This window comes from Cypionkella aquatica (assembly GCF_030161095.1).
GTDB classification, from domain to species: Bacteria; Pseudomonadota; Alphaproteobacteria; order Rhodobacterales; family Rhodobacteraceae; genus Cypionkella; species Cypionkella aquatica.
In genome coordinates this window covers 1-20831 of sequence record NZ_BSPP01000015.1, presented here as the reverse complement: position 1 = coordinate 20831, position 20831 = coordinate 1, and the positions used below count along the sequence as shown (strand labels likewise).

The window sequence follows — 20831 nt, the reverse complement described above, 5'->3', positions numbered from 1 at the left end:
CAATTTCTGACATCGGGGAATGCAGTGCCGCTGAACGGCTTTTGGTGCCATTTTGGGGCCTTGGCACTGCGGCTTGACCAAGAAGCATCAAGCGCTGCTGAGCCTTGGCGGCAATGTTTTGAAATATGATGGGCCTTCAATCGGGCGTTTGCCGTCAGACAGCATCGCAGCCTGTCGCTTGACAACTTGAACCCGCGACTGTTGACTATACCGGGGCAGCCGCCAGCAAAGTCCGATCTGCTGGCTTGGAGAATGGACGCAAGATCTGCCCAAAATATAGATGCTGTTTCCAAAGCATCTGCAATATAGTGGCCAAATTTTGAGTAGTATATGTCGAGTAATCACGCGGAAACCAAGATAGATACAATTTCCGGGGTTGTTTATATATTCGTCCCTGTATCTCGGGTGAAATTCAAGAAGACGGGTGAGTTTCAGTTCATTCTCGGGCTGCAAAGGGCGCTATCACGGTGCCGCATCAAAAGCCAAACGATCTTGCTGGGTGAAACAGTCAGTGCCCTGCAGAATGGAGATATTGCCCTTCACATTTGCGGACAATATTATCGCCCTCCCATCCCCGGCGTGCCAAATATACTTTGGGTTATTTCCAATCCGCAGCTGCTGACTTTGCCATTGGCCCGCAGCTATCAACATATCTTCAGCAGTTCGAGACGGTTTGTGCGTTGCCTCGAAGGGTTGGGCCTGAACAACGTCAGTTTTTTGTCGCAGTGCACGGATCTTGGTGTTTTTAAGCCTCCTGAAGTATCAGGGAACCGACACAGATCATTTTTCTTTGCTGGCAACATGCGGCAGGACTTTCGGCGCAGCAATGTTGAAATGTTGCTGTATCTGGGCGTAGATATCGAAATTGTTGGGCGCGGCTGGAGCCTTCTGAACCACCCGACACAACCAACCAAGCCTTGGATCAAAACCGATGAGCTTGTCAAAAAATATCAATCTTCTCGGGTGGTTGTAAATCATCATCGTCAATCAATGCGGGCGCTGGGCTTTGCAAACAACCGCATTTTTGATGCGCTGGCTTGTGGTGCCAGGGTGCTAAGTGATGACGTTGAAATCCCTGCTGAACTGCAACCCTACGTTACAACTTCGTCCACTGGCATATTACACAAAGATGCATTGGAGGCGCTGAGCTTGGCTCCGCCAATCGTTGGCGAAGAGCTTGAGATTTTAAGGAGTATCTTGCAGAACGAATATTCCTTTGATGCAGCTGCACGCAAAATCATCGGAAAGGTAGCCGATCTTGCGACGAATGGTATCGTTTTCCAAGCACCGTTTGACAAATTGCGCGCCCATCCGCTGACTATGCCTGCGACAAAGTGGTCTATTAATACCTGCGATGACCCTGACTTGTTTGACCTTCTGTCTAAGAATGTAGATAAAAACACAATATGGACGCCCGGATCACCTATTCCCAATGATACTGTGCTTGTTGCCCCGAAGCATCTCATGGTTGCTACTGACGCAATGCCCGAGCGATCAATTTCATTTCTGCTGGCGCCCGTAAATCGGCATAACAAACTAGATGCCGAAAAGATGAGCATTGATCTTGCCGTGCATATCCGGCGCTTATCCACATTAGCAATGGTGTGCGCCGATGTTGGGATACTGGGACGATTTAGATTTATCAAGATCGACGAGATTGACCCTAGCCAAGACTCTGCCAATCCGCTTTGTAGCATCGCACGCGACATTTACTCGACTTGGGATAAATCCCCGATAGACAATATGACGTTCTCCCTCACCAGTTTGCAAGATTCGCTAAGCAAAAATAAACCTGTCGCTACGGAAATAGTTTTGCCGCAAATAAACGACGCCATCATACGTTTTAGCCCAGATGCTTCGAGCGAACCTCTTGATAAGTTGCTAAGTCGCATATCAAGTGACACGCCCGAACGTCAGTACGAAGAACTTGCCAATAATATTTTTTACCAATCACAGATAAACACTAATTTCGTGCTCAAGGAAATGAACGTGCGAAGGTTGGACTCAGAAGGTCAAGGCAATTCGGCCAAAGTAGAAGCGATTTCTTTCCAGTCGAGACTAAGTGCCCCCAAACCCACCAATCCAGTTGGTGTTTTCATTCATTTGTTCTACCTAGATGGTATCGACGCCATCAAAGATATTCTATTGCGCATCAATGCACCTATGCATATCTACATTTCAACTGATTGTGATATTAAGCGAGAATTGATCAAAGAAAAATTTGAAAACTTTCAAACTGACATTCGTGTCTTCAAGAATCGGGGCAGAGATATTTATCCGAAGCTTTTTGGTTGGATTCCCGAACATCAGCACCATGAGCTTGTGCTTCATTTGCATGGAAAGAAATCTGACCATATTCGTCCACTTGCACAATCTTGGTTTGATGATATCACCGAATGCCTTGCACCTGATGAGGGAACGGTTAACAGCATCATTGCAATGTTTAAGAATATTAAAGGTCTGGGTATGATCGGCCCCCGTCCATTCCAACAGATTGCCAACAACATACACTGGCGCAACAATCACAATATTGGGCGCGAGATTTTGCGGCGAATTGGTATGGCCAGCAATATTGCCGATCTACCGTTGCAATTTCCAGCTGGAAGCATGTTTTGGGCTCGACCATCGGCTTTGGCACCGCTGTTCAAACTGGCGCTAGATGCAGATGATTTTCCGCCAGAGCAAGGTCAATTGGATGGAACTTTGGCGCATGCATTGGAGCGCTGCCTTGCTTTGTCGTGCGAGTTTGCGGGGCTTCGGTATTTGGAGGTCGCGCCGGGCACCGAAGGCCGTGAAAAAATGGATGTAGGTGCGGTTCGAGCTTTACTTAAGGCCAATTAGGCCATTCGGACCGGCCCGGCGGTGCCATCGGCAAGCTTTTGCGGCGCTCATTGGGATCTTCGTGGGTAGGCGGCCGAGCCTCTTGCATCGAATATGCTTTCACATCGCCGCAAGACCCGGTAAGCATCACAATCTTCGCAGATTTGGGAAAAAACATGGCGCAAAATGCCACCGTTTACAAAGTTGAGCTTTCCGTCTCAGACATGGATCGCCACTATTATGAAACGCATAAACTGACCATAGCCAAGCATCCTTCGGAAACGGATGAACGGTTGATGCTGCGTATTGTCGCTTTTGCGCTGAACGCCCATAAAAATCTGGAAATGACTAAAGGAATTTCAACCAATGACGAGCCCGACATCTGGCAAAAGAGCCTGAGTGGCGAGTTGGAAGTTTGGGTCGCACTCGGCTTGCCGAGCGAGAAAGTTATGCGACAATCCTGCAGTAAGGCTGATAAAGTCGTTGTCTACCCATACGGTGGTAAAACTGCCGAGATTTGGTGGGACAAGATCAAAGACGGAAGCCTTCGGTTCGCAAATTTGCAAGTTATAGGGTTTTCCGAAAAGGATACAACCGAACTGACCAAGCTGGCGAACCGCACGATGCAGTTGCAGGTCAATATTCAGGATGGCGAATTGATGGTCAGCGTCGCAGATCACATTGTTTATTTGACGCCGTTAAAATGGAAGGCCGCCGCGTAGCTGACCAGCAACGACTATCTTTAGTGCAGTGATTATTAAGGGCTCTGAATCAAAGCTTTCTCACCGATTTGCCTGACATTTTCAAAGGCATGTTGCGTCCCTAGCTGGGAAACTTTGCTTAGCATACCTAACCAGCGATATATATTTTTTCAGAGCGCAAATAGTTTTACGCTTGCTCAGCCAAGGGTCGCTGACAGACATATTGCTGTGGGATATGCTGCCTGCCATCGCGTGCCGGATCAACGTCCGCACCACGCGGCTGGGATTATTGCGGCGACCGACACTATGGGCTTTGCCGCACCAAAATCTGATTGGAGCGCGCCAGCTTCAGCATTGTTTGCTCATATTTTTATTCCCTCGACCATCCAGATAGAGGCAGGCCATGCAACTGGCAACAAGATACCCTGTGCCATCAGTGCGGCTCCGCTTAGGCGCAGCGGGCCGGTGGCCAAAGCACATTTGGCCCGCGATTGCGGTGGCGCATCATCGGCGTTCATCAGGCGGATTTCATAGTGCGCTGCGGGGTCAAGCCCGGTCAGACGCAGGGCTTTGGGCAGAATCTGTCGGCTCATCTCGATCTGGGCTGAGGCCAGCACAAATCGCCCGCCATCCTCGGAAACTTGCATCTCGGCAAGCACGGCAGGATCAGCGCTGTCCAGCCGCAGCGTTGCTGCCCGCATGAGCCAATCGCGGTTGGCTTTCCACCACGCAGTCACGTGGCCCAGTGTCTGCGCCTCGGCAGTGTCGAGCGCGCGAAGGTCCATCTCAAAACCAAAGTGCCGGGTGGCCGCGACCCAAGCGCGCAGCGACATGGGATGCGCGCGCCCGGTGGTGTGGGATTTGCGCGCACCGACATGGCTGCCGACAACACAGGACGGCAAGAACAGGGCGGCGTCATGCTGGATGCGCAGCCGTTCGATCGGATCAAGGCAATCGGACAGCCAGACGCGCTGGGTCTGCGCGAGTATGCCTGCGTCGATCCGACCGCCGCCCGAGGCGCAGCTTTCCAACTCGACCAGCGGATGTGCAGCGCGCAGGCGGGCCATCAGGGCATAGATGCCACGGGTCTGCTCGGCGTCCACCACTGGCAGCAGGCGGTTGTGATCCCATTTCAGATAATCGATTGGATAGGCCCGCAACAATGCCGAAAGCACTTCAAACAGATGGTCCTGCACCGCTTGTAAGCCAAGGTTTAGCACCAGTTGGTTGCGCCCGGTGGTTTGATCGGCATGCCCCAGCACCCAATCGGGATGGGCGCGGTAGAGGTCGCTGTTGGGGTTGATCATCTCGGGTTCGACCCAAAGGCCGAAGGTCATGTTCAGCGCGTGGATGTGGGCGATCAGCGGATGCAGGCCCTGCGGCCATTTGCGCAGGTCCACCGTCCAGTCGCCAAGGCTGGAAGTGTCGTTGTCGCGTAGTTTGAACCAGCCATCGTCGAGCACGAAACGCTCGGCCCCCAAGGCGGCTGCACGGGTGGCGATGTCGGATAGGGTGGCAAGGTCGTGGTCGAAATACACAGCCTCCCAGCAGTTGTAATGCACCGGGCGCGGGCGGGCGGGGTCGGGCCATGTCACCACGCGGTCGCGGATGTCGCGCTGAAAGGTCTGACCGATGCCATTCAGGCCGCTGTCTGACACCGCCGCCAGCAGTTCAGCCGATTGAAACTGTGTCGAGGTTTCCAGTTCTGCGCCCCATGCTTGGCCAAACTGCACCTGACGCCGGCCGTCGGGCATCTCTTCCGCGACCATGCGGTGCCCGCCTGACCATGCATAATGCAGCGCCCGCACCTTGCCTGCGGTATTGGTGCAGCCGGGTTCTGGGAACAGCGCATAGGGCGGATGTTCTTGGCCCGAGCGCCCAGTGCGGGCCTCGCGCAGGCGGGCGCCGACAGACCATGGCTGGCGCTGCAGTTGAAACTCGCCGAGCCATTTGCCCGCAACGTCGATCATTTCGGTGCCCAAGGCTGGGATTGGCAGCACAGGCGCTGCCAGCCAGTGCAGGCGGACCGGGCGATCTGCTTGCAGCGCGGTGGTCATTGCGATCACGCCCGTGGGGTGGGCGCGGAAGCTGTGGCTTAGGCGCAGTCCGTCTGCGGTGCTGTGCAGGGTCAGAGCATCTGGGGCAATCTCGGCATGGTCGAACCGAAAGCGTGGGGTGATCTGGTGGCCGTCTGCCTCGCTAAGCGCCATGCCGGGTTGGCCCTGCCAATCGGACCCCGGCAGCGGGCAAAGCGACAGATCGGGCAGACGGTCGAGCATCCCGCCTGTCAAATCAGACACTTGAGACAGCGCAAGCGCCTCCAGATCTTCGGATGCGGGCAGTGGCGCACCCCAATAGACCACCTGAGGCATGATGCCTTCGGTCGCCAGAACAAGCGTTTGCTGCGGGGTATCCAGACGCCACTGCGGCATGGCTTAAACCTTTTCCGATAGGGACTTAGCGACGGTGACGCTTTGCGCGGGCATCTGATGGTTGCCCAGCACACATTCAAAGCTTTCTGGCAGGCTCCATGCCTCGGGGCCATAGTTGGTGAAGAACCACAGATCGCCCCGGCGGCGCAGGCGGATGTGTTCGGGCAGCGGCATGGTGTGCAGGCCCGCGGTGTGGCAGACCAGATCCATCACCGACCCGAGTAGTGCCTCATCCGGCCAGCACAGCAGATGCAGGGCTTGGCCGTGTTGGGTCAGCGCAGGGCCGCCGTCTTCAAAGCGGGCCAGCACCTGCGCTGTTGTTGTCGCGTGGTCGCGCCAGCGGGTGGCGTGGCCTTCAACCCCGCCGCTGACGGTTTGGGTCAGACCGGGGCGTAGCGATGCGACTTCGATCACGCGGTTTTGCGTCAGGTCGTGCAGCGGGCCGGGGGGCAGATCGTGCGGGATGGCAAAGCTGCGGGTGCGCGAGCCTGCCCGCGGGCCAATCAGCACCACGCCCTTTGCGGACTCCAGTGCCGCCTGTGCGGCATCGGTGACGTGGATCATGGTGGGCACGATCACCGCCGCGTATCCGCCCAAGGGCGCACCGGGGCGGACCACATCGACATCAAGGCCGCGACGGCGCAAGGCCTCATACCAGCGGAAAGCAAGTTCTTCGTAGCGGAAGTCGCAGCCCTGTGGCTGCACCATGGTGGCCCAATAGCTGGCATAGTCGAACACAATGGCCACCGGAGCCTGCTGCACAGCAGGAAGTTGCCCGAGTTGTGCTATTTCTTGCGCAACGCGGCCCGCTTCAAGGCCGCCGGGCGACAGCGCGTCCGCCCCCGGCAGGTTCAAGCCGGCGTGATATTGTTCCTGCGCAAAGGGGGCCTGACGCCAGCGGAAATAGCTGACGACTTCGGCCCCGTGGGCCATGGCTTCCCATGTCCACAGCCGCACCATGCCGGGTTTGGGCACCGGGTTCCATGCCGCCCAGTTCACCGGGCCGGGCTGCTGCTCCATCACCCAGAACCGGCCACGTCCGACACCTCGGTAAAGATCGTGATGCCACGGGGCGATGTCGGGGTGCGAGGTTTCGGCCCAGCGGTTGCGCTCGGCTTCCGAGAACGGGAATTTTTCGACAAAGCCAATCGGGTAGCTATCCCATGATGCCAGATCAAGGTGATCGGCCACGGCGAAATGATCAAAATCTGACACAAAGCCCATGAAGTTATGGGTGATCCAGCGGCCCGGTGAATGGGCGCGGATGATGTCGCATTGCATCAAGTCATAAGCCGCGACCTGATCGGAATGGAAGCGCCAGAAATCCATCCGATGCGCCGGGTTGGCCTCGGTCACGGTCAGGTTCGGCAGGGTGACTTCCGCGAAATCGGCGACCTCCATCGACCAGAACACCGCGCCCCAAGCCTCGTTCAACTGATCGCAGGATTGATAGCGGCGGCGCAGCCAGTCTTGGAACGCCCGCAAATCTTCCGGGCCCCAAGACAGTGTTGTGTCGTGGCAGCCGTATTCGTTGTCGGTTTGCCAGCCAACCAAGCCGGGATGATCGCCGTAACGCTGCGCAATCGCGGTGACGATGCGGGCGCTTTCGCGCCACCAAGCTTGCGACGACATGGTGTAATGCCGGCGCGAGCCAAAGCCGCGCACGCGGCCTTGTTCGTCGTAGGGCAGAATGTCGGGACATTCATCAACCAGCCATTTCGGCGGCGTGGCGGTGGGCGTGCCAAGCACGATCTTCAGCCCTGCGGCGTGCAGCACATCCATGGCGCGGTCGAGCCAGCCAAAGTTGAACTGATCGCGCGCAGGTTCGATGCGAGACCATGCAAATTCGCCGATGCGGACGAAGGATATGCCAAGCTCGCGCATCCGGCGCGCATCGGTGGTCCAGCGGGCTTCGTCCCATTGTTCGGGGTAGTAGCAAACTCCAAGCATCAGCGCGTCAAGTCCCCGTTCAATACGGCATTGCCGTCTGCATCAAACAAGTGGCAGGCGCGCGCCGGAAAGCCGATCTGCATCGTATCACCGGGACGCTCGGCTGCCAGACCGTCTGCCTTGACGGCGATTTCGGTGCCATCCGCCAGACTGACAAAGAACAGGGTTTCGGACCCCAGATGTTCTGCCAGTTGCACCTTTGCAGGCAGAACCGCGTCACCTGCCCCCGTAGCGCTGGCATGTTCGGGGCGCAGGCCCAAGGTCATCTTGCCCGCAGCCGCCAGCGTTCCAGCCAGTTGCAGGGTGGCTCCGCCCGGTAGTGTCACTTCGATGCCGCCGTTGTGGGGGCGGGCGTCAACCGGGATGAAATTCATCTTGGGGCTGCCGATAAAGCCCGCGACGAACAGGTTTTTCGGGCGGTGATACAGTTCCAGCGGGCTGCCGACCTGTTCAATGCGCCCCGCCGATAGCACGACGATCTTGTCGGCCATCGTCATCGCTTCGACCTGATCATGCGTCACATAGATCATCGTGGCACCCAAGTCCTGATGCAGACGCGAGATTTCGCCGCGCATCTGCACCCGCAGCGATGCATCAAGGTTCGAGAGCGGCTCGTCGAACAGGAACACTTCGGGGTTACGCACGATCGCGCGGCCAATCGCCACCCGCTGGCGTTGCCCGCCCGAAAGCTGGCCGGGTTTGCGTTCCAGCAGGGGTTCCAGTTGCAGCATCTTGGCGGCGGCGGCGGTGCGCTTTGCAATCTCGGCCTTTTCATGGCCGGTCATGCGCAGCCCAAAGCCGATGTTCTCGCCCACCGTCATGTGCGGATAAAGGGCATAACTTTGGAACACCATCGCCACACCGCGATCTGACGGGCCGATTTTCGTCATGTCGCGGCCACCGATGCGCAACGCGCCCTGCGAGATGTCCTCTAGCCCAGCGATCATCCGCAGCAAGGTGGATTTGCCGCAGCCCGAGGGGCCGACAAACACGCAGAACTCGCCGTCTTTGATCTCAAGGTCGATGCCCTTGATGATGCTGATTGCACCAAAGTCTTTTTTGACGTTGCTTAGGCTTACTTCGGCCATGACAGGCTCCTTTTCATCAGCCCTTGGTCGCGCCAAGGGTCAGTCCGGCAATGAAGTGCCGCTGCATTAGGAAAAACATCAACACGGGGGGCAGGGCTGCGACGATGGACCCGGCAGAGACCAGGTGCCACGCGGCCACCCATTGCCCGTTAAGTGCGTAAAGCCCTGCGGTGACGGGCATGGCGTGTTGGCCCTGCACCAGAACCGTGGCCCAGAAGTAATCGTTCCACACGAAGGTGAATACCAGCACTGACAGGGCTGCGATGGCGGGGCGCATCAGGGGCAGCACGATATGGCGGAATATCTGCCATTCGCTGACCCCTTCCACCCGCGCGCTTTCGATCAAGGCAAACGGCATACCCTTGATGAAATTGCGCATGAACAGAGTGCAGAACCCGGTCTGGAAGGCGACGTGAAACAGCACGAGGCCGAGTGTGCTGTCATAGAGCCCGGCCTTCAGCGTCAGATCGCGCACTGGCACCATCAGGATCTGGAACGGGATGAAGTTGCCCGCAACAAAGGCAAAGAACACCCAAAGATTGGCGCGAAAGCCGTAGACCGCCAGCGCAAAGCCGGTCAGGCAAGACAGGCCCACCGCGCCGATCACCGTCGGGATCGTCACCTTGAACGAGTTCAGGATATACCAGCCGATCGGGCTGTCGCGGAACACCGAAGCATAGTTTTCAAACGCGATGGACGAGGGCACACCAAAGTAATTGCCAGCCGCCAGATCGGATGCCGGGCGCAGCGACGTTACCGCCACACCGATCAGCGGAAACAGCCAGATCACCAAAGCGATGGGCAAGGCAATCTGATAGGCAAGTCTGGTGGGGCCCGAGGCTTTTTGAATCGGGGTCGGAAACATCAGCGGTTCCTTTCCTGTGCGATCATCCGCACGATGAACAGCGTGATAAACACCATCATGATCAGGAACAGCACCACCGCGATGGCCGCCCCGTATCCCATGCGATAGCCGTATTCGGACAGGGCCTGTTCATACATGAAATACGACAGCACCTGACTGGAGCCATAAGGCCCGCCCGCCGTCATGATCGACACCAGATCGAAACTGCGCAACGCCCCGATCACGGTCACGACCATGGCGATGAAGGTCGCGGGCGCCAGTTGCGGCAAGATCACATGGCGCAGCAGACGCCAGCCACGGGCATTGTCCATCCGCGCGGCCTCGATCTGTTCCGAGTTCAGGTTGTTCAACCCGGTCAGATACAGGATCATGCAATAGGCGGTCTGCGGCCATAGCCCTGCTACGATGATGCCATAAGTGACATAGCGTTCATCCGCGAGAATCGCCACTTCGCTGCCGGTCAACCATTTGATCATCTGCGAGAACAGGCCGAAATCGGGGGCGTAGAACCATGTGAACATCAGGCCGACAACGACTTGGCTGATCACGAAAGGAAAGAAGAACATCGACTTGTAAAGCCGGATACCCCAGACGTTCTGGTTCAGAAACAACGCGGCTGCCAGCCCCATCGGGATCGCCAGCAGATACAGTCCCAGCCACAGCAGGTTGTTTTTCAGCGCGACATAGAAAGTATCGTCGTCCAAAAGCTCGACATAGTTGGCCAGACCGATCCAGGTTTTTGGCCCGAGGCCATCCCAATCCTGAAAGCTGATCCAGATGGATTGCACAATCGGGATCAACACATAAATCGAGAACATCAGCGCACCCGGAGCAAAAAAGACGTAGGGTGCAATCTTCATCTGGTTCCGTTTCCAGAACCCGGCAGGCTGGGGATCGTGCTGCATAGCGACCTCGTTAATGAAGCGGGTCGGGGCCGCCAGAAGGCGACCCCGTAGTCGGGGGAGGAGTCCGACTTATTTGTAGACCTTGGCGCGGGTTTTCTCGAGCCGTTCAAGGATGCGGTCCAGATCGTCGGGCTTGACCATGAATTCCTGAAAGCCCTCCATCCCGGCCTTGGCCATTTCGGCAGGCGCGTCGCGGTCATAGAACTGCGCCAAAGCATGCGCGTTCGACAGCATGGTGAAGCCTGCTTCAAGGAAGGTGTCGGTGGGTTTTGCCGCTTGATTGTTGACCGGCAACTGGCCCAGCGTCGTGTTCATCTTGGCTTGCGCTTCGGGCGAGGCGAGATAGGCAAGGAACGTCTTCGCGTCTTCCTTGTTCTTCGCCCCGGCAGGGATGTGGAACGTGTCGGTCGGCGCATCTTCCGACATCGGAATACCTGCGGTAATTTCCGGGAACTGCATAAAGCCGATCTGGTCTTCGCTCAGCCCGCCGTCTTTCATCGTGGCCACCGCAAAGTTGCCCATCAGATACATCGCAGCCTTGCCCTGCACGATTTGCGGGATGGCATCTTGCCAATCAATCGCCGCATGGTTGGCGATGAAATAGCCCGGCTTGACCAGTTCTGCCCATTTCTCGAACACGGCTTTGACCCGCGGATCGGTGTAGGGCACTTTGCCAGACGTCAGCTCCATGTGGAATTCATAGCCGTTGACTCGCAGATCGAGGTAGTCAAACCAACCAGCAGTCGGCCACAAGGCTTTGGTTCCAATGGCGAAAGGCACGATTCCTGCGGCATTCAGCTTTTCACAGGCGGCCAGCAGTTCGGCCCAGTTTTTCGGCGGCGTGATGCCGTTCTGTTCAAACAGGTCTTTGCGGTAGTAGATGCCCCACTGATAGTAAGTGTAAGGCACACCCCACTTTTTACCATCAATGGTCATAGACGAGGCGGCCGATTTCAACTGATCATCCAGACCATTGGCCGCCCAAACGTCGCTTACGTCCTCGAACAGGCCGGCTTTGACAAATGGCTCCATCCGGTTGCCCGCATACCAAGCGGCCACATCCGGCGGATCGGCGGTCAGAAAGTTGCGGATCGCGGCCTTGTAGCCTTCGTGATCGAAGTTGTTCCATTTGACGGTAATGTCAGGATGTTTCACCTGAAAATCTGCAATCAACTCTTCCATCGCCTTTTTCGGCGTCGGGTCCGAGTGATCCGAGTTGATGGTGATCTCGCCTGCAAATGCAGCTGAGCCCATTAGAAAAGCGCTAAGCGCCAGCCCGGTGAGGGCTTTTGTGAGTGTCATGGTTTCCTCCCTGAAACCGGAAATCGGTTTTGCCCCAGAAGTCTCTCCTCTTAAAGAGCATCTGGTTGCGGTTGAATTTGGCATGAAATGCAGTAAACTCTACCGACATGCGGCCTAATATTTCCGGTATTCTAAGGTGTCTGTGCAAATGAAATCCGAAACGACGGCGAATACGCGTTTTGAGTCCACGCCCGCGCAGCCCGAGTATGACCCGCTCCATCCGCTTGTGGTGTTTGGCGATCATCGGTTTTGCGCGAGCCCGACGCAGGATGTTCAGTGCATGGCAGGGCCGCATATGCACAGCCAGATCGAGCTGAATTTCGTTCTGGAAGGTGAGATGACCTATTGGTTTGACGGGCGAGAGTTGACGGTGGATGCCGGCCGGCTGTGCCTGTTTTGGGGGATGGTGCCGCATCAGGTGATTTCCCGTGCCGATCCGACGTGGTTTGTCTGCCTATATGTGCCGATGTCCGTGTTTCTGGGGTTTGGCTCGCTGATCCGGTTTCGCGATGCGGTGTTTCGTGGGGCTTTGATCGAGGCGATGCATCTGACCGCTTGGGACCGCGATATCTTTCTGCGGTGGCGCGACGAATTGCTGTCGGGCGATGCCGGCCTGTCTGAGATTGTCCGCAATGAATTGACGGCGCGAGTGATGCGGATCGAACGCGATGGCTGGCGTGATCTGCGCGAGGCAGGTTCGGCGATCGCCAGCCCTGCCCCACATGGCGCAGAGCGGATTGAACATGTCGAGCGTATGCTGCGCTATGTGGCGGAACATGCTCCGGGCGACGTGCGGGCTGAAGCGGTGGCAGCCAGCAGCGGCCTGCATCCGAACTATGCGATGTCACTGTTCAAACGGTCGGTTGGGCACAGCATCACGCAAGCCATCACCCGGCACAGGTTGGATACGGCGCAGTCGCTGTTGATCTCGACAGACAAATCCATCACCGAAATTGTGTATGAATCCGGCTTCGGGTCGATCTCGCGCTTTTATGAAGCGTTTTCCGACAGATTTGGCGAGCGCCCAAAAAAGTTCCGCCAACGCTTGCGCGCCAAGGCTGTGCCTTCTTCTTAAGTTTGCAGGCGTCGCTGCGAAAGATATGGCGGGCTTAGCATGCGCGAAGCAACCGCACTGTGACCAAGCTGCTTTGGCTTTCAGGCGCGAAAGCGACGCGCCTGCCCCTGATATCTTGAAAGCCCTTCACCATCCTCAAAATCGCGCCGTGTCATCGACGTTCACGCGGCCATTTTCAGACTTCGGACGGATAAGACGCGGCCGATGCCAAGCCTTGCCCCTTTTGACGCACTACTCTCGTCGGGCGCTTGCGCAGTGGGCAGTTTTGATGACCGAGCACCCTGCCCCCAATCGCCGCAGTCAGTCCGGCCAGACAGGGCCTGCTGCCGTTGAGGCAGATGCACGTTCTCACGGCGCGATGATTGTTCGAGAGATTGGCGACCATGTTGCGCTGCAGGTTCAGGCACTGTCAGGTGGGCAAGGTTGTGCTTAGCGTTGCTGGCTAAAGGCGGCCAGCCAAAGGCGACGGGACGTTGGATGGGCCTTCGCTCCAGCCGCGTTCGGATGACTGCGCACAGGCCGAAGCGCAGTTGTAACCCGGTCTGCGACGCGGTTTCTTTGCGCAGGAATGATCCGGTTGGCCGCAATGGAATCGCATGCTTTTAGGGTTACGACAACGGCCTAGCAGGCGTGGGGGACAGATTGCGGCCAGCGTGCGTCGACCGAGTTGGACTGTGCAAACAACACATCTCTCAGACGTCGTACCGTGTGACCCCGCGGCGCAGGGCATCGACTGGTTGGGTGAGGATTACCGCTTGATGGGCCCGCTGGTCGCAGTTTGAACGCGGACAAATGCGGCAGTTGATGCCGATCTGAGTCATCCGGGCCTCAGACATCGAGAAGCTTTCAGCATAGCCAATTTCCGGCGCATATTGGACAGCGCAGCCCATCGCGACAGCCAGACGATTGTCTTGGGCGTGACGCGCCCATGTCGGGCGATCCACGGTGCGGGAAAATACGAAGAACTGACTGCGATCAGGCATCTCGACAAATTGCGGCACGATGCGGTTGGGGGTGCGGAACGAGGTATGCACTTCCAGCCGCGGGCAAGCACCGCCATATTCGGCCAGATGAAAATCTGTGGCGTTGAAGCGTTTGGTGACATTGCCGCCCTTGTCTATGCGCAAGAAGAAAAACCGCACCCCCTGTGCGCCCTCGCGTTGCAACGTGGTGGCGCGGTGACAGGCCTGCTCGAAGCTGACGTCAAAGCGGGTGGCAATGTGGTCAAAGTCATATTTCGAGGCGCGGGCCTCGGCCAGAAACTCTGCATAGGGCATCAGGACGGCTGCGGCGAAATAGTTGGCCAGTTCCACCCTCAGACGGGCGATTCCCCGCGCCTCATGGATGCCACTGCGCTGAATCAGGCTGTCCAAAAGGTCGCGCTGTTCCAAAAGCCCCACCATATGTACCAGCTGAAACGTGCGGTTGGGTTGATCCAGCGCCTCAGAGAGCAGGATTTCGCGGCGGGTCTCATCGTATTGGCGCAGAGCGCCCGGCAGATCCTCGACCCGGCACAGCCTGACCGTGACCCCAAGATTGTCGCGCAGCCTTTGCTTGAGCATCACATAAATCTCGTCCCTTTCGATCAGAGGACTGGGCCAAAACGCTTCGGCGGCCTCTTCCAGCTCACGAAAGTGGTTGCGGTTGCGGCGAAACACATCATGCACCGCCGCTTCGGGAGAAGCCGAGGTTTGCGGCGCGCCGCTTTCGGTCAGGGCCAAAAGCTGATCCGACACGACCTGATAGCTGCGATAAAGTGTCATGAAACTGTAAACCAGCCCCGGCGCATGGACCAATGCTGCCCGCAATTGCGGCAAATCAGGGCGGGTCTGTGTAAACAGCGGATCCTGAATAACCGCGCGCAAATCCGAGAGCTGGGCGGTGCCATCCTCGTTGGCAATGTCGCGCCACTCGACTCCATAAGCCTCGAACAGGCGCAGCAGAACCTGCACCGATACAGATCTTTCGTTGTTTTCCAGAAGGTTGACATAAGACGCGCTAATTCCAAGCGCCTTGGCCATCGCACCTTGGGTTTCTTTGCGTTCCAACCGAAGGCGACGCAGGTGGGGGCCGATGAAGGTCTTTTTCATATCATCCCACACAAGGTAATTTTGCTGAATTTACAATATTACATCGTTTCAATTCTGTAAACTCTCGCACTCACAGCGAAACGTGTTTTCATTTTGCACAAGTTTGATGCAGTGCGAAGGCTGCCTCTGACCCAAGGAGGACACCATGCGCACCGGCATCAATCACCTGTTCATTCCCGGCCCGACCAATGTGCCAGAAACCGTGCGGCAGGCCATGAACGTGCCAATGCAGGATCACCGGGCCCATGATTTCGGGGGCTTGAACCTCGGGATTTTTGCCGATCTCAAGCGCCTGTTTCGCACCACAACAGGACAAGTGCTGTTGTTCCCCGGCTCTGGCACCGGGGCGTGGGAGGCCGCGATCACCAACGCACTGTCGCCGGGGGACCGGGTGCTGATGGCGCGACATGGCCATTTTTCTGTCCTGTGGGCGCAGATGGCGCTGCGGCTTGGCCTGAATGTGGACCTGATCGATCTGCCATGGGGCGCGGGCGCGCCGATCAGCGAATTCGCCCGCAAGCTGGGTGCGGACACCAATGGAGAGATCAAGGCGGTTTTCGTCACCCATAATGAGACGGCAACCGGAGTGACTTCGGACATTGCGGCGGTGCGGCGGGTGATGGAAGAGTCGCTTCATGACGCGCTTTTGTTTGTCGACGGCGTCTCGTCCATCGGATGTCTGCCGTTCGAGATGGACGATTGGGGCGTAGATCTCGCGGTGACCGGCAGCCAGAAGGGGCTGATGATGCCGCCCGGTCTGGGTATTCTGGGGGTCAGTGCAAAAGCGATGAAGGCCAGCCAAGCCGCAACCATGCGGCGGGCCTACTTTGACTTCGCCGATCAGGTCAGCGGCAATGAGACTGGCTATTTTCCATATACCCCGCCGATCCAGCTGCTGCACGGCCTGCGCGCCGCACTTGATCGCATGCAGGACGAGGGCTTTGACACCATCATCGCCCGCCACCGCCGTCTGGCCGCAGGCGTGCGTGCGGCGGTTCAGGCTTGGGGACTGGAGGTCTGCGCAGAAAGCCCGACGCTTTACTCCGACACAGTGACTGCCATTCGCACGCCAGCAGGCGTCGACGCGCGCGACGTGATCCGCATCGGTTATGATCGCTACAATGCCGCGTTCGGCTCAGGCCTTGGCCCGCTGGCGGGCAAGGTGTTTCGCATCGGCCATATCGGCGACAGCAACGAAGGCATGTGCCTGACTGCAATCGCTTTGGCCGAATTGTCACTGGCGGCAGCGGGAGCCTCGATCCGGTTTGGGTCAGGGGTCGCAGCGGCGCAAGAGGTCTACGCCCTCCCCGCACCTGAACCCGCACAAATCGCCGCAGAATAGACCGCAATAGCAGGAGCCTAAAATGAGCCACACTCTTCACCCCATGCGCAAGCCGCGTCTGCAACGGTCGGAACTTGCGGTTCCGGCCTCTAATCCCACCATGATCGACAAAGCAGCAGACGGTCTGGCAGATTATGTGTTTCTGGATCTGGAGGATGCCATTGCCCCTTCGGAAAAAGAGCAAGCGCGCAAGAACGCCATTCAGGCGCTGAATGACATCGACTGGCGGGCCAAGGGCAAGACGGTTTCGGTGCGCATCAACGGGCTGGATACCCATTACATGTACCGCGACGTGGTGGACGTTATGGAGCAGGCCGGTGATCGGGTCGACACCCTGCTTGTGCCCAAAGTCGGCGTCACCGGCGACCTTTACATGGTCGAGGCCATGGTCAACCAGATCGAACAGGCCAAAGGTTACAGCACCCGCGTCGGGCTGGAGGCCCTGATCGAAACCGCGCTTGGCATGGCCAATGTCGAGGCCATCGCGCAGTTCGGTGGCAGGCTAGAGGCGTTGCACTTTGGCGTGGCAGACTTCGCGGCCTCGATGCGGGCACGGACGACGAACATCGGCGGGCTTAATCCGCATTATCCGGGTGACCAATGGCATGCCTCGATCAGCCGGATGGTAGTCGCATGCCGGGCCTATGGCTTGCGGGCGATCGACGGGCCCTTTGGTGATTTCAGCGACCCCGAAGGCTACAAGGAAGGCGCCCGCCGGGCTGCGGCTTTGGGATGCGAGGGGAAATGGGCGATCCATCCGTCGCAGATCACGCTGGCGAACGAGGTCTTCTCGCCGCCCGAACCCGAAGTGACCCGGGCGCGCCGCATCATCGAAGAACTGCGCAAGGCCGAAGCCATGGGCAAAGGGGCAGCTCAGCTGGATGGCCGGATGATCGACGCGGCATCCGAGCGGATGGCCATGAATGTATTGGTTTTGGCGGATGCAATCGCGGCCAGGTAGCCGGAAAACTTCTGCGAAAACTCAACAGTTGAAGCGTCTGAATTGACACCCAATTCAGGACGCAGAGGGGAAAAGATGGACATTCACGAATATCAGGCCAAAGAAATCCTTGCCCGTTTCGGCGTGCCCGTGCCCCGCGGCGGACTGGCTTACAGCCCCGAGCAGGCAGGCTACCGCGCGCGGGAATTGGGCGGCAGCGCTTGGGTGGTCAAGGCGCAAATCCACTCTGGCGGCCGCGGTGCTGCAGGTGGCGTTAAACTGTGCAAGACCCCGGACGAGGTCCATGCCTTTGCCGCCACGCTGTTCGGCAAGCAACTGGTGACCAAGCAGACCGACGCCAACGGCAAAGGCGTCTACCGTGTGTGGGTAGAGGGCGCTTCGGACATCGCGCAGGAACTTTACCTTGGCTTCGTGCTCGACCGCAAATCTGAGCGCATCATGATCGTGGCCTCGGCCCACGGCGGGATGGAGATTGAGGATCTCGCCGACAGCGACCCCAACAGCTTGCGCCGCATGACCATCGATCCAGCCGTGGGATTGTCCGAATTTCAAGCCCGCGAGCTGGCGTTTCAACTGGGTCTGCAAGGGGGACAAGTGGCGCAGATGGTCACGACTTTGCGGGCCTGCTACCGCGCCTACCGCGATCTCGATGCGGTCATGGTCGAAATCAATCCGCTGGTGATCACCCACTCTGGCGACCTCGTGGCGCTGGATGCCAAGATGAGCTTTGACACCAACGCGCTGTTTCGTCAGTCACAGATTGCAGAACTGCGAGACCGCAGCCAAGAAGACCCGCGCGAAAGCACGGCAGGCGACCACGGCTTGTCCTATGTCGGACTTGACGGCGATATCGGTTGCATCATCAACGGAGCGGGCCTCGCGATGGCCACGATGGATATGATCAAGCTGGCCGGGGGCGAGCCTGCAAACTTTCTGGACATTGGCGGCGGTGCCTCGCCCGAGCGTGTGGTGCGCGCTTTCAGGACGGTGCTGGCCGATGGCAATGTTTCTGTCATCCTTGTGAACATCTTTGCCGGCATCAACCGCTGCGATTGGGTGGCCCAAGGTGTGGTGCAGGCCTACAAAGAGGTCGGACTGACCATTCCTGTCGTCGTGCGACTTGCGGGCACCAATGTCGAGGAAGGCAAGGCCATCATCGACAGCTCCGGGCTGCCGCTGATCTCTGCCGATACGCTTGCCGAGGCTGCCGCCGCTGCGGTTGCGTCCCGCCCCAAACCTGCCACGCACAAAGCCGCCTGAAGGAGGACACTATGGCCATTCTTATCACCGAACAAACCCGCGTCATCGTGCAGGGCATGTCTGGCCGGATCGGCAGCTTTCACGCCGCCGACATGATCCGGCATGGAACCAACGTCGTGGGCGGCGTCACCCCGGGTAAGGGCGGCGAAACCATTCTGGACCGCCCACTTTTCAATACCGTGCGTGAGGCTGTTGAGGCGTTGGGCGCCGAGGCCACCCTTATCTTTGTGCCACCGCCCTTCGCGGCAGATGCCATCATGGAGGCGGCGGATGCCGGGATCAAAACCGCCGTCTGCGTGACCGACGGCATCCCCAGCCAGGATATGATGCGGGTCAAACGCTTTCTGCGGCGCTATCCCGAAAGCCGCAAGATGCGGTTGATCGGGCCGAATTGCGCTGGGATTATCTCACCCGGCCGCGGCTTCATGGGGATCATGCCGCCGCATATTTACATGCCGGGGCGTATTGGCATCGTGGGCCGATCAGGCACGCTGGGCTATGAGGCGGCCGCGCAGATGAAGTCCTTGGACATCGGCGTATCCACTTCGGTTGGGATCGGCGGCGATCCGATCAACGGGTCTAGCTTCCGCGATATTCTTGAACTGTTCGAGGCCGACCCCGAAACCGATGCCGTGATGATGATCGGCGAAATCGGCGGCCCGCAAGAAGCCGATGCGGCAGCCTTTGTGCGCGACCATATGCGCAAGCCAGTCGTCGCCTACATCGCCGGGCTGTCGGCACCCAAGGGTCGCAAGATGGGTCACGCCGGGGCCATCGTCAGCGCGTTCGGGGAAAGCGCACAAGAGAAGGTCGAAATCCTTTCGGCAGCCGGTATAACCGTCGCCCCCAACCCCTCGTCGATGGGCCAGACTATGGCCAACGTGCTGTCACGACGTCGCGCGGCCTGATCTCGGCAATCTCCCGTTGGTCGGGCAGGCTCACCGGGCGAGTCCGTAAGACATGGGACTTGCGCAAGCTGCAGTCTTCCGAGGAGAGCATCCGTATCGTGCTGTCTGGCGTTCGTGGCGCAGACAGCCTCGCCGAGTTGTGCCCAAGGAAAGGACTTCCGGTTGCTGAGGGATGCCAAACCGATGTCATCATGGGTGTTTCGGTCATGATCACGCCAACCACCGCATGACGTTTGATTTCTAGCGTGCGCGCCTGCGTACTCCTGAAATATGCGCCGCCCGGTTTTTTACGTCAGCTTCCTTTCGACATTAAGTCAACGCTGGGGCCATGCGCGCGGGTCGGAAACCATACCGCCAAGTGGGCGGGGCAGAAACGGGCGCTCCAAATGGGCGGATTCAGAAGGGGAGAATCTGGTCTGTCCACCTGCCACAATTCCCGAAGGGCCGGGCGAAAAGGTGCGCTATAATATCAAACAAAATCGATGATTTATATGTGGCGGTGCATGTAGTTTCGATAGAGCCAGTCTCGAAAGAGGTCGCGCCAATTCTTGTTTTGACAAAGTGTCGTGATTACAGCAGGTTATCGGCAGATCGCGCTTGCCGAATGGAGCGATCTGGGGCAAAGCAGGCCTATAGCAACCGCCGAGCGATTGCGCTTATCTGGGATCGGGATGCCAAAATCCGGATGTAATTGCGGTAGCGCGGGCCAAGATTGCCAATGTGCGCCTGGACATGGCGACCACTGCGTAGACAACTGATCGGCTGAGACGTGTCATTGCCGTTATCTGAAAAACGATTGTTGTTATGTGGGAACAAATTGTCGTTTTGCGGGAATGACGGCGGCAGCGATGTGAGACTAACAAGGAGCCCGCATTTCTGACAGATCCTAGCTCGCTTTGGTTGTGTTGGTGGGCGGGCTAGTGATCTGGCCAGAAAGTCGCCTCGAACTGGGCGCACCGCAGGGTCCCAAAGATTGCCGCGCTACGCTCTACCGGCCAAAAACTGCTAATCAACGTATGCTAGGGTTGCTCAGTTACTCTCCTAGAAACGGCCGTTCATGCTCAGTGCAGAAACCTGAGGCGATCACAGCGGGGCTTGTCGCCGAGAGTTTGGAAAGACTTTCAAATGCGGC

General features: G+C 57.9%; 14 protein-coding genes. 7 read left to right on the top strand and 7 right to left on the bottom strand.

All coding sequences use genetic code 11. The annotated features are described in order from the left end of the window. The first annotated feature begins 330 nt into the window (after window positions 1-330). Both QQJ98_RS18115 and QQJ98_RS18110 read left to right on the top strand, forming a co-directional pair. Window positions 331-2841, top strand: a complete 2511-nt coding sequence (locus QQJ98_RS18115) for a rhamnan synthesis F family protein (protein WP_284326718.1) — start codon at window positions 331-333, stop codon at window positions 2839-2841. A gap of 155 nt (window positions 2842-2996) precedes the next feature. After that, complete coding sequence (locus QQJ98_RS18110) at window positions 2997-3542, top strand: YaeQ family protein (protein ID WP_284326717.1); 546 nt, start codon at window positions 2997-2999, stop codon at window positions 3540-3542. Between the two features lie 341 nt (window positions 3543-3883). Here the strand turns inward: QQJ98_RS18110 and QQJ98_RS18105 are convergent, their stop codons facing one another. From QQJ98_RS18105 to QQJ98_RS18080, 6 genes are all read right to left on the bottom strand, one after another. After that, window positions 3884-5953 (bottom strand): alpha-galactosidase, encoded by a 2070-nt coding sequence (locus QQJ98_RS18105; protein WP_284326716.1) that lies wholly within the window; start codon window positions 5951-5953, stop codon window positions 3884-3886. Window positions 5954-5956: 3 nt separating this feature from the next. After that, a complete protein-coding gene (locus tag QQJ98_RS18100) occupies window positions 5957-7903 on the bottom strand; it encodes a beta-galactosidase (protein ID WP_284326715.1) in 1947 nt (648 codons plus the stop codon). Further along, complete coding sequence (locus tag QQJ98_RS18095; protein ID WP_284326714.1) at window positions 7903-8991, bottom strand: ABC transporter ATP-binding protein; 1089 nt, start codon at window positions 8989-8991, stop codon at window positions 7903-7905. The genes QQJ98_RS18100 and QQJ98_RS18095 overlap by 1 nt, the downstream gene beginning before the upstream one ends. 16 nt (window positions 8992-9007) lie before the next feature. Beyond that, window positions 9008-9856 carry a carbohydrate ABC transporter permease gene (locus QQJ98_RS18090; protein WP_284326713.1) on the bottom strand — a complete coding sequence of 283 codons (849 nt, stop codon included), beginning with the start codon at window positions 9854-9856 and terminating at the stop codon, window positions 9008-9010. Continuing rightward, window positions 9856-10761 carry a carbohydrate ABC transporter permease gene (locus tag QQJ98_RS18085; protein ID WP_284326712.1) on the bottom strand — a complete coding sequence of 302 codons (906 nt, stop codon included), beginning with the start codon at window positions 10759-10761 and terminating at the stop codon, window positions 9856-9858. The genes QQJ98_RS18090 and QQJ98_RS18085 overlap by 1 nt, the downstream gene beginning before the upstream one ends. Window positions 10762-10830: 69 nt before the next feature. Next, the gene (locus QQJ98_RS18080) at window positions 10831-12063 is read right to left on the bottom strand and encodes an ABC transporter substrate-binding protein (RefSeq protein WP_284326711.1); all 1233 of its coding nucleotides are present in this window, start codon (window positions 12061-12063) and stop codon (window positions 10831-10833) included. A 148-nt stretch (window positions 12064-12211) separates the two neighbouring features. Between QQJ98_RS18080 and QQJ98_RS18075 the strand changes: the two genes are divergently transcribed. Further along, a complete protein-coding gene (locus tag QQJ98_RS18075) occupies window positions 12212-13138 on the top strand; it encodes a helix-turn-helix domain-containing protein (RefSeq protein ID WP_284326710.1) in 927 nt (308 codons plus the stop codon). Window positions 13139-13830: 692 nt separating this feature from the next. On the opposite strand, the gene QQJ98_RS18070 is transcribed toward QQJ98_RS18075, so the two are convergent. Further along, complete coding sequence (locus QQJ98_RS18070; protein ID WP_284326709.1) at window positions 13831-15228, bottom strand: helix-turn-helix domain-containing protein; 1398 nt, start codon at window positions 15226-15228, stop codon at window positions 13831-13833. A gap of 145 nt (window positions 15229-15373) precedes the next feature. Here QQJ98_RS18070 and QQJ98_RS18065 point away from each other — a divergent pair, with 145 nt between their 5' ends. The 4 genes from QQJ98_RS18065 to sucD all read left to right on the top strand — a co-directional run bounded on the left by QQJ98_RS18065 (window position 15374) and on the right by sucD (window position 19699). Then, window positions 15374-16570: a pyridoxal-phosphate-dependent aminotransferase family protein gene (locus tag QQJ98_RS18065; RefSeq protein WP_284326708.1), complete on the top strand. Its 1197-nt coding sequence runs from the start codon at window positions 15374-15376 to the stop codon at window positions 16568-16570. 22 nt (window positions 16571-16592) lie between these two features. After that, window positions 16593-17531: an HpcH/HpaI aldolase/citrate lyase family protein gene (locus QQJ98_RS18060; protein WP_284326707.1), complete on the top strand. Its 939-nt coding sequence runs from the start codon at window positions 16593-16595 to the stop codon at window positions 17529-17531. Between the two features lie 75 nt (window positions 17532-17606). After that, window positions 17607-18791 (top strand): malate--CoA ligase subunit beta, encoded by a 1185-nt coding sequence (locus QQJ98_RS18055; RefSeq protein ID WP_284326706.1) that lies wholly within the window; start codon window positions 17607-17609, stop codon window positions 18789-18791. Between the two features lie 11 nt (window positions 18792-18802). Further along, on the top strand, window positions 18803-19699 hold the full coding sequence (sucD, locus tag QQJ98_RS18050; RefSeq protein WP_284326705.1) for a succinate--CoA ligase subunit alpha: 897 nt from the start codon (window positions 18803-18805) through the stop codon (window positions 19697-19699). Window positions 19700-20831 lie beyond the last annotated feature (1132 nt).

Bases quoted from the DNA above. Each gene is read 5' to 3' on its own strand.
- QQJ98_RS18070 (WP_284326709.1), bottom strand. From the start codon at position 15,228: ATGAAAAAGACCTTCATCGGCCCCCACCTGCGTCGCCTTCGGTTGGAA.
- QQJ98_RS18085 (WP_284326712.1), bottom strand. From the start codon at position 10,761: ATGCAGCACGATCCCCAGCCTGCCGGGTTCTGGAAACGGAACCAGATG.
- QQJ98_RS18055 (WP_284326706.1), top strand. From the start codon at position 17,607: ATGGACATTCACGAATATCAGGCCAAAGAAATCCTTGCCCGTTTCGGC.
- QQJ98_RS18105 (WP_284326716.1), bottom strand. From the start codon at position 5,953: ATGCCGCAGTGGCGTCTGGATACCCCGCAGCAAACGCTTGTTCTGGCG.
- QQJ98_RS18095 (WP_284326714.1), bottom strand. From the start codon at position 8,991: ATGGCCGAAGTAAGCCTAAGCAACGTCAAAAAAGACTTTGGTGCAATC.
- QQJ98_RS18110 (WP_284326717.1), top strand. From the start codon at position 2,997: ATGGCGCAAAATGCCACCGTTTACAAAGTTGAGCTTTCCGTCTCAGAC.
- QQJ98_RS18075 (WP_284326710.1), top strand. From the start codon at position 12,212: ATGAAATCCGAAACGACGGCGAATACGCGTTTTGAGTCCACGCCCGCG.
- QQJ98_RS18115 (WP_284326718.1), top strand. From the start codon at position 331: ATGTCGAGTAATCACGCGGAAACCAAGATAGATACAATTTCCGGGGTT.
- QQJ98_RS18090 (WP_284326713.1), bottom strand. From the start codon at position 9,856: ATGTTTCCGACCCCGATTCAAAAAGCCTCGGGCCCCACCAGACTTGCC.
- QQJ98_RS18065 (WP_284326708.1), top strand. From the start codon at position 15,374: ATGCGCACCGGCATCAATCACCTGTTCATTCCCGGCCCGACCAATGTG.
- QQJ98_RS18100 (WP_284326715.1), bottom strand. From the start codon at position 7,903: ATGCTTGGAGTTTGCTACTACCCCGAACAATGGGACGAAGCCCGCTGG.
- QQJ98_RS18080 (WP_284326711.1), bottom strand. From the start codon at position 12,063: ATGACACTCACAAAAGCCCTCACCGGGCTGGCGCTTAGCGCTTTTCTA.
- QQJ98_RS18060 (WP_284326707.1), top strand. From the start codon at position 16,593: ATGAGCCACACTCTTCACCCCATGCGCAAGCCGCGTCTGCAACGGTCG.
- sucD (WP_284326705.1), top strand. From the start codon at position 18,803: ATGGCCATTCTTATCACCGAACAAACCCGCGTCATCGTGCAGGGCATG.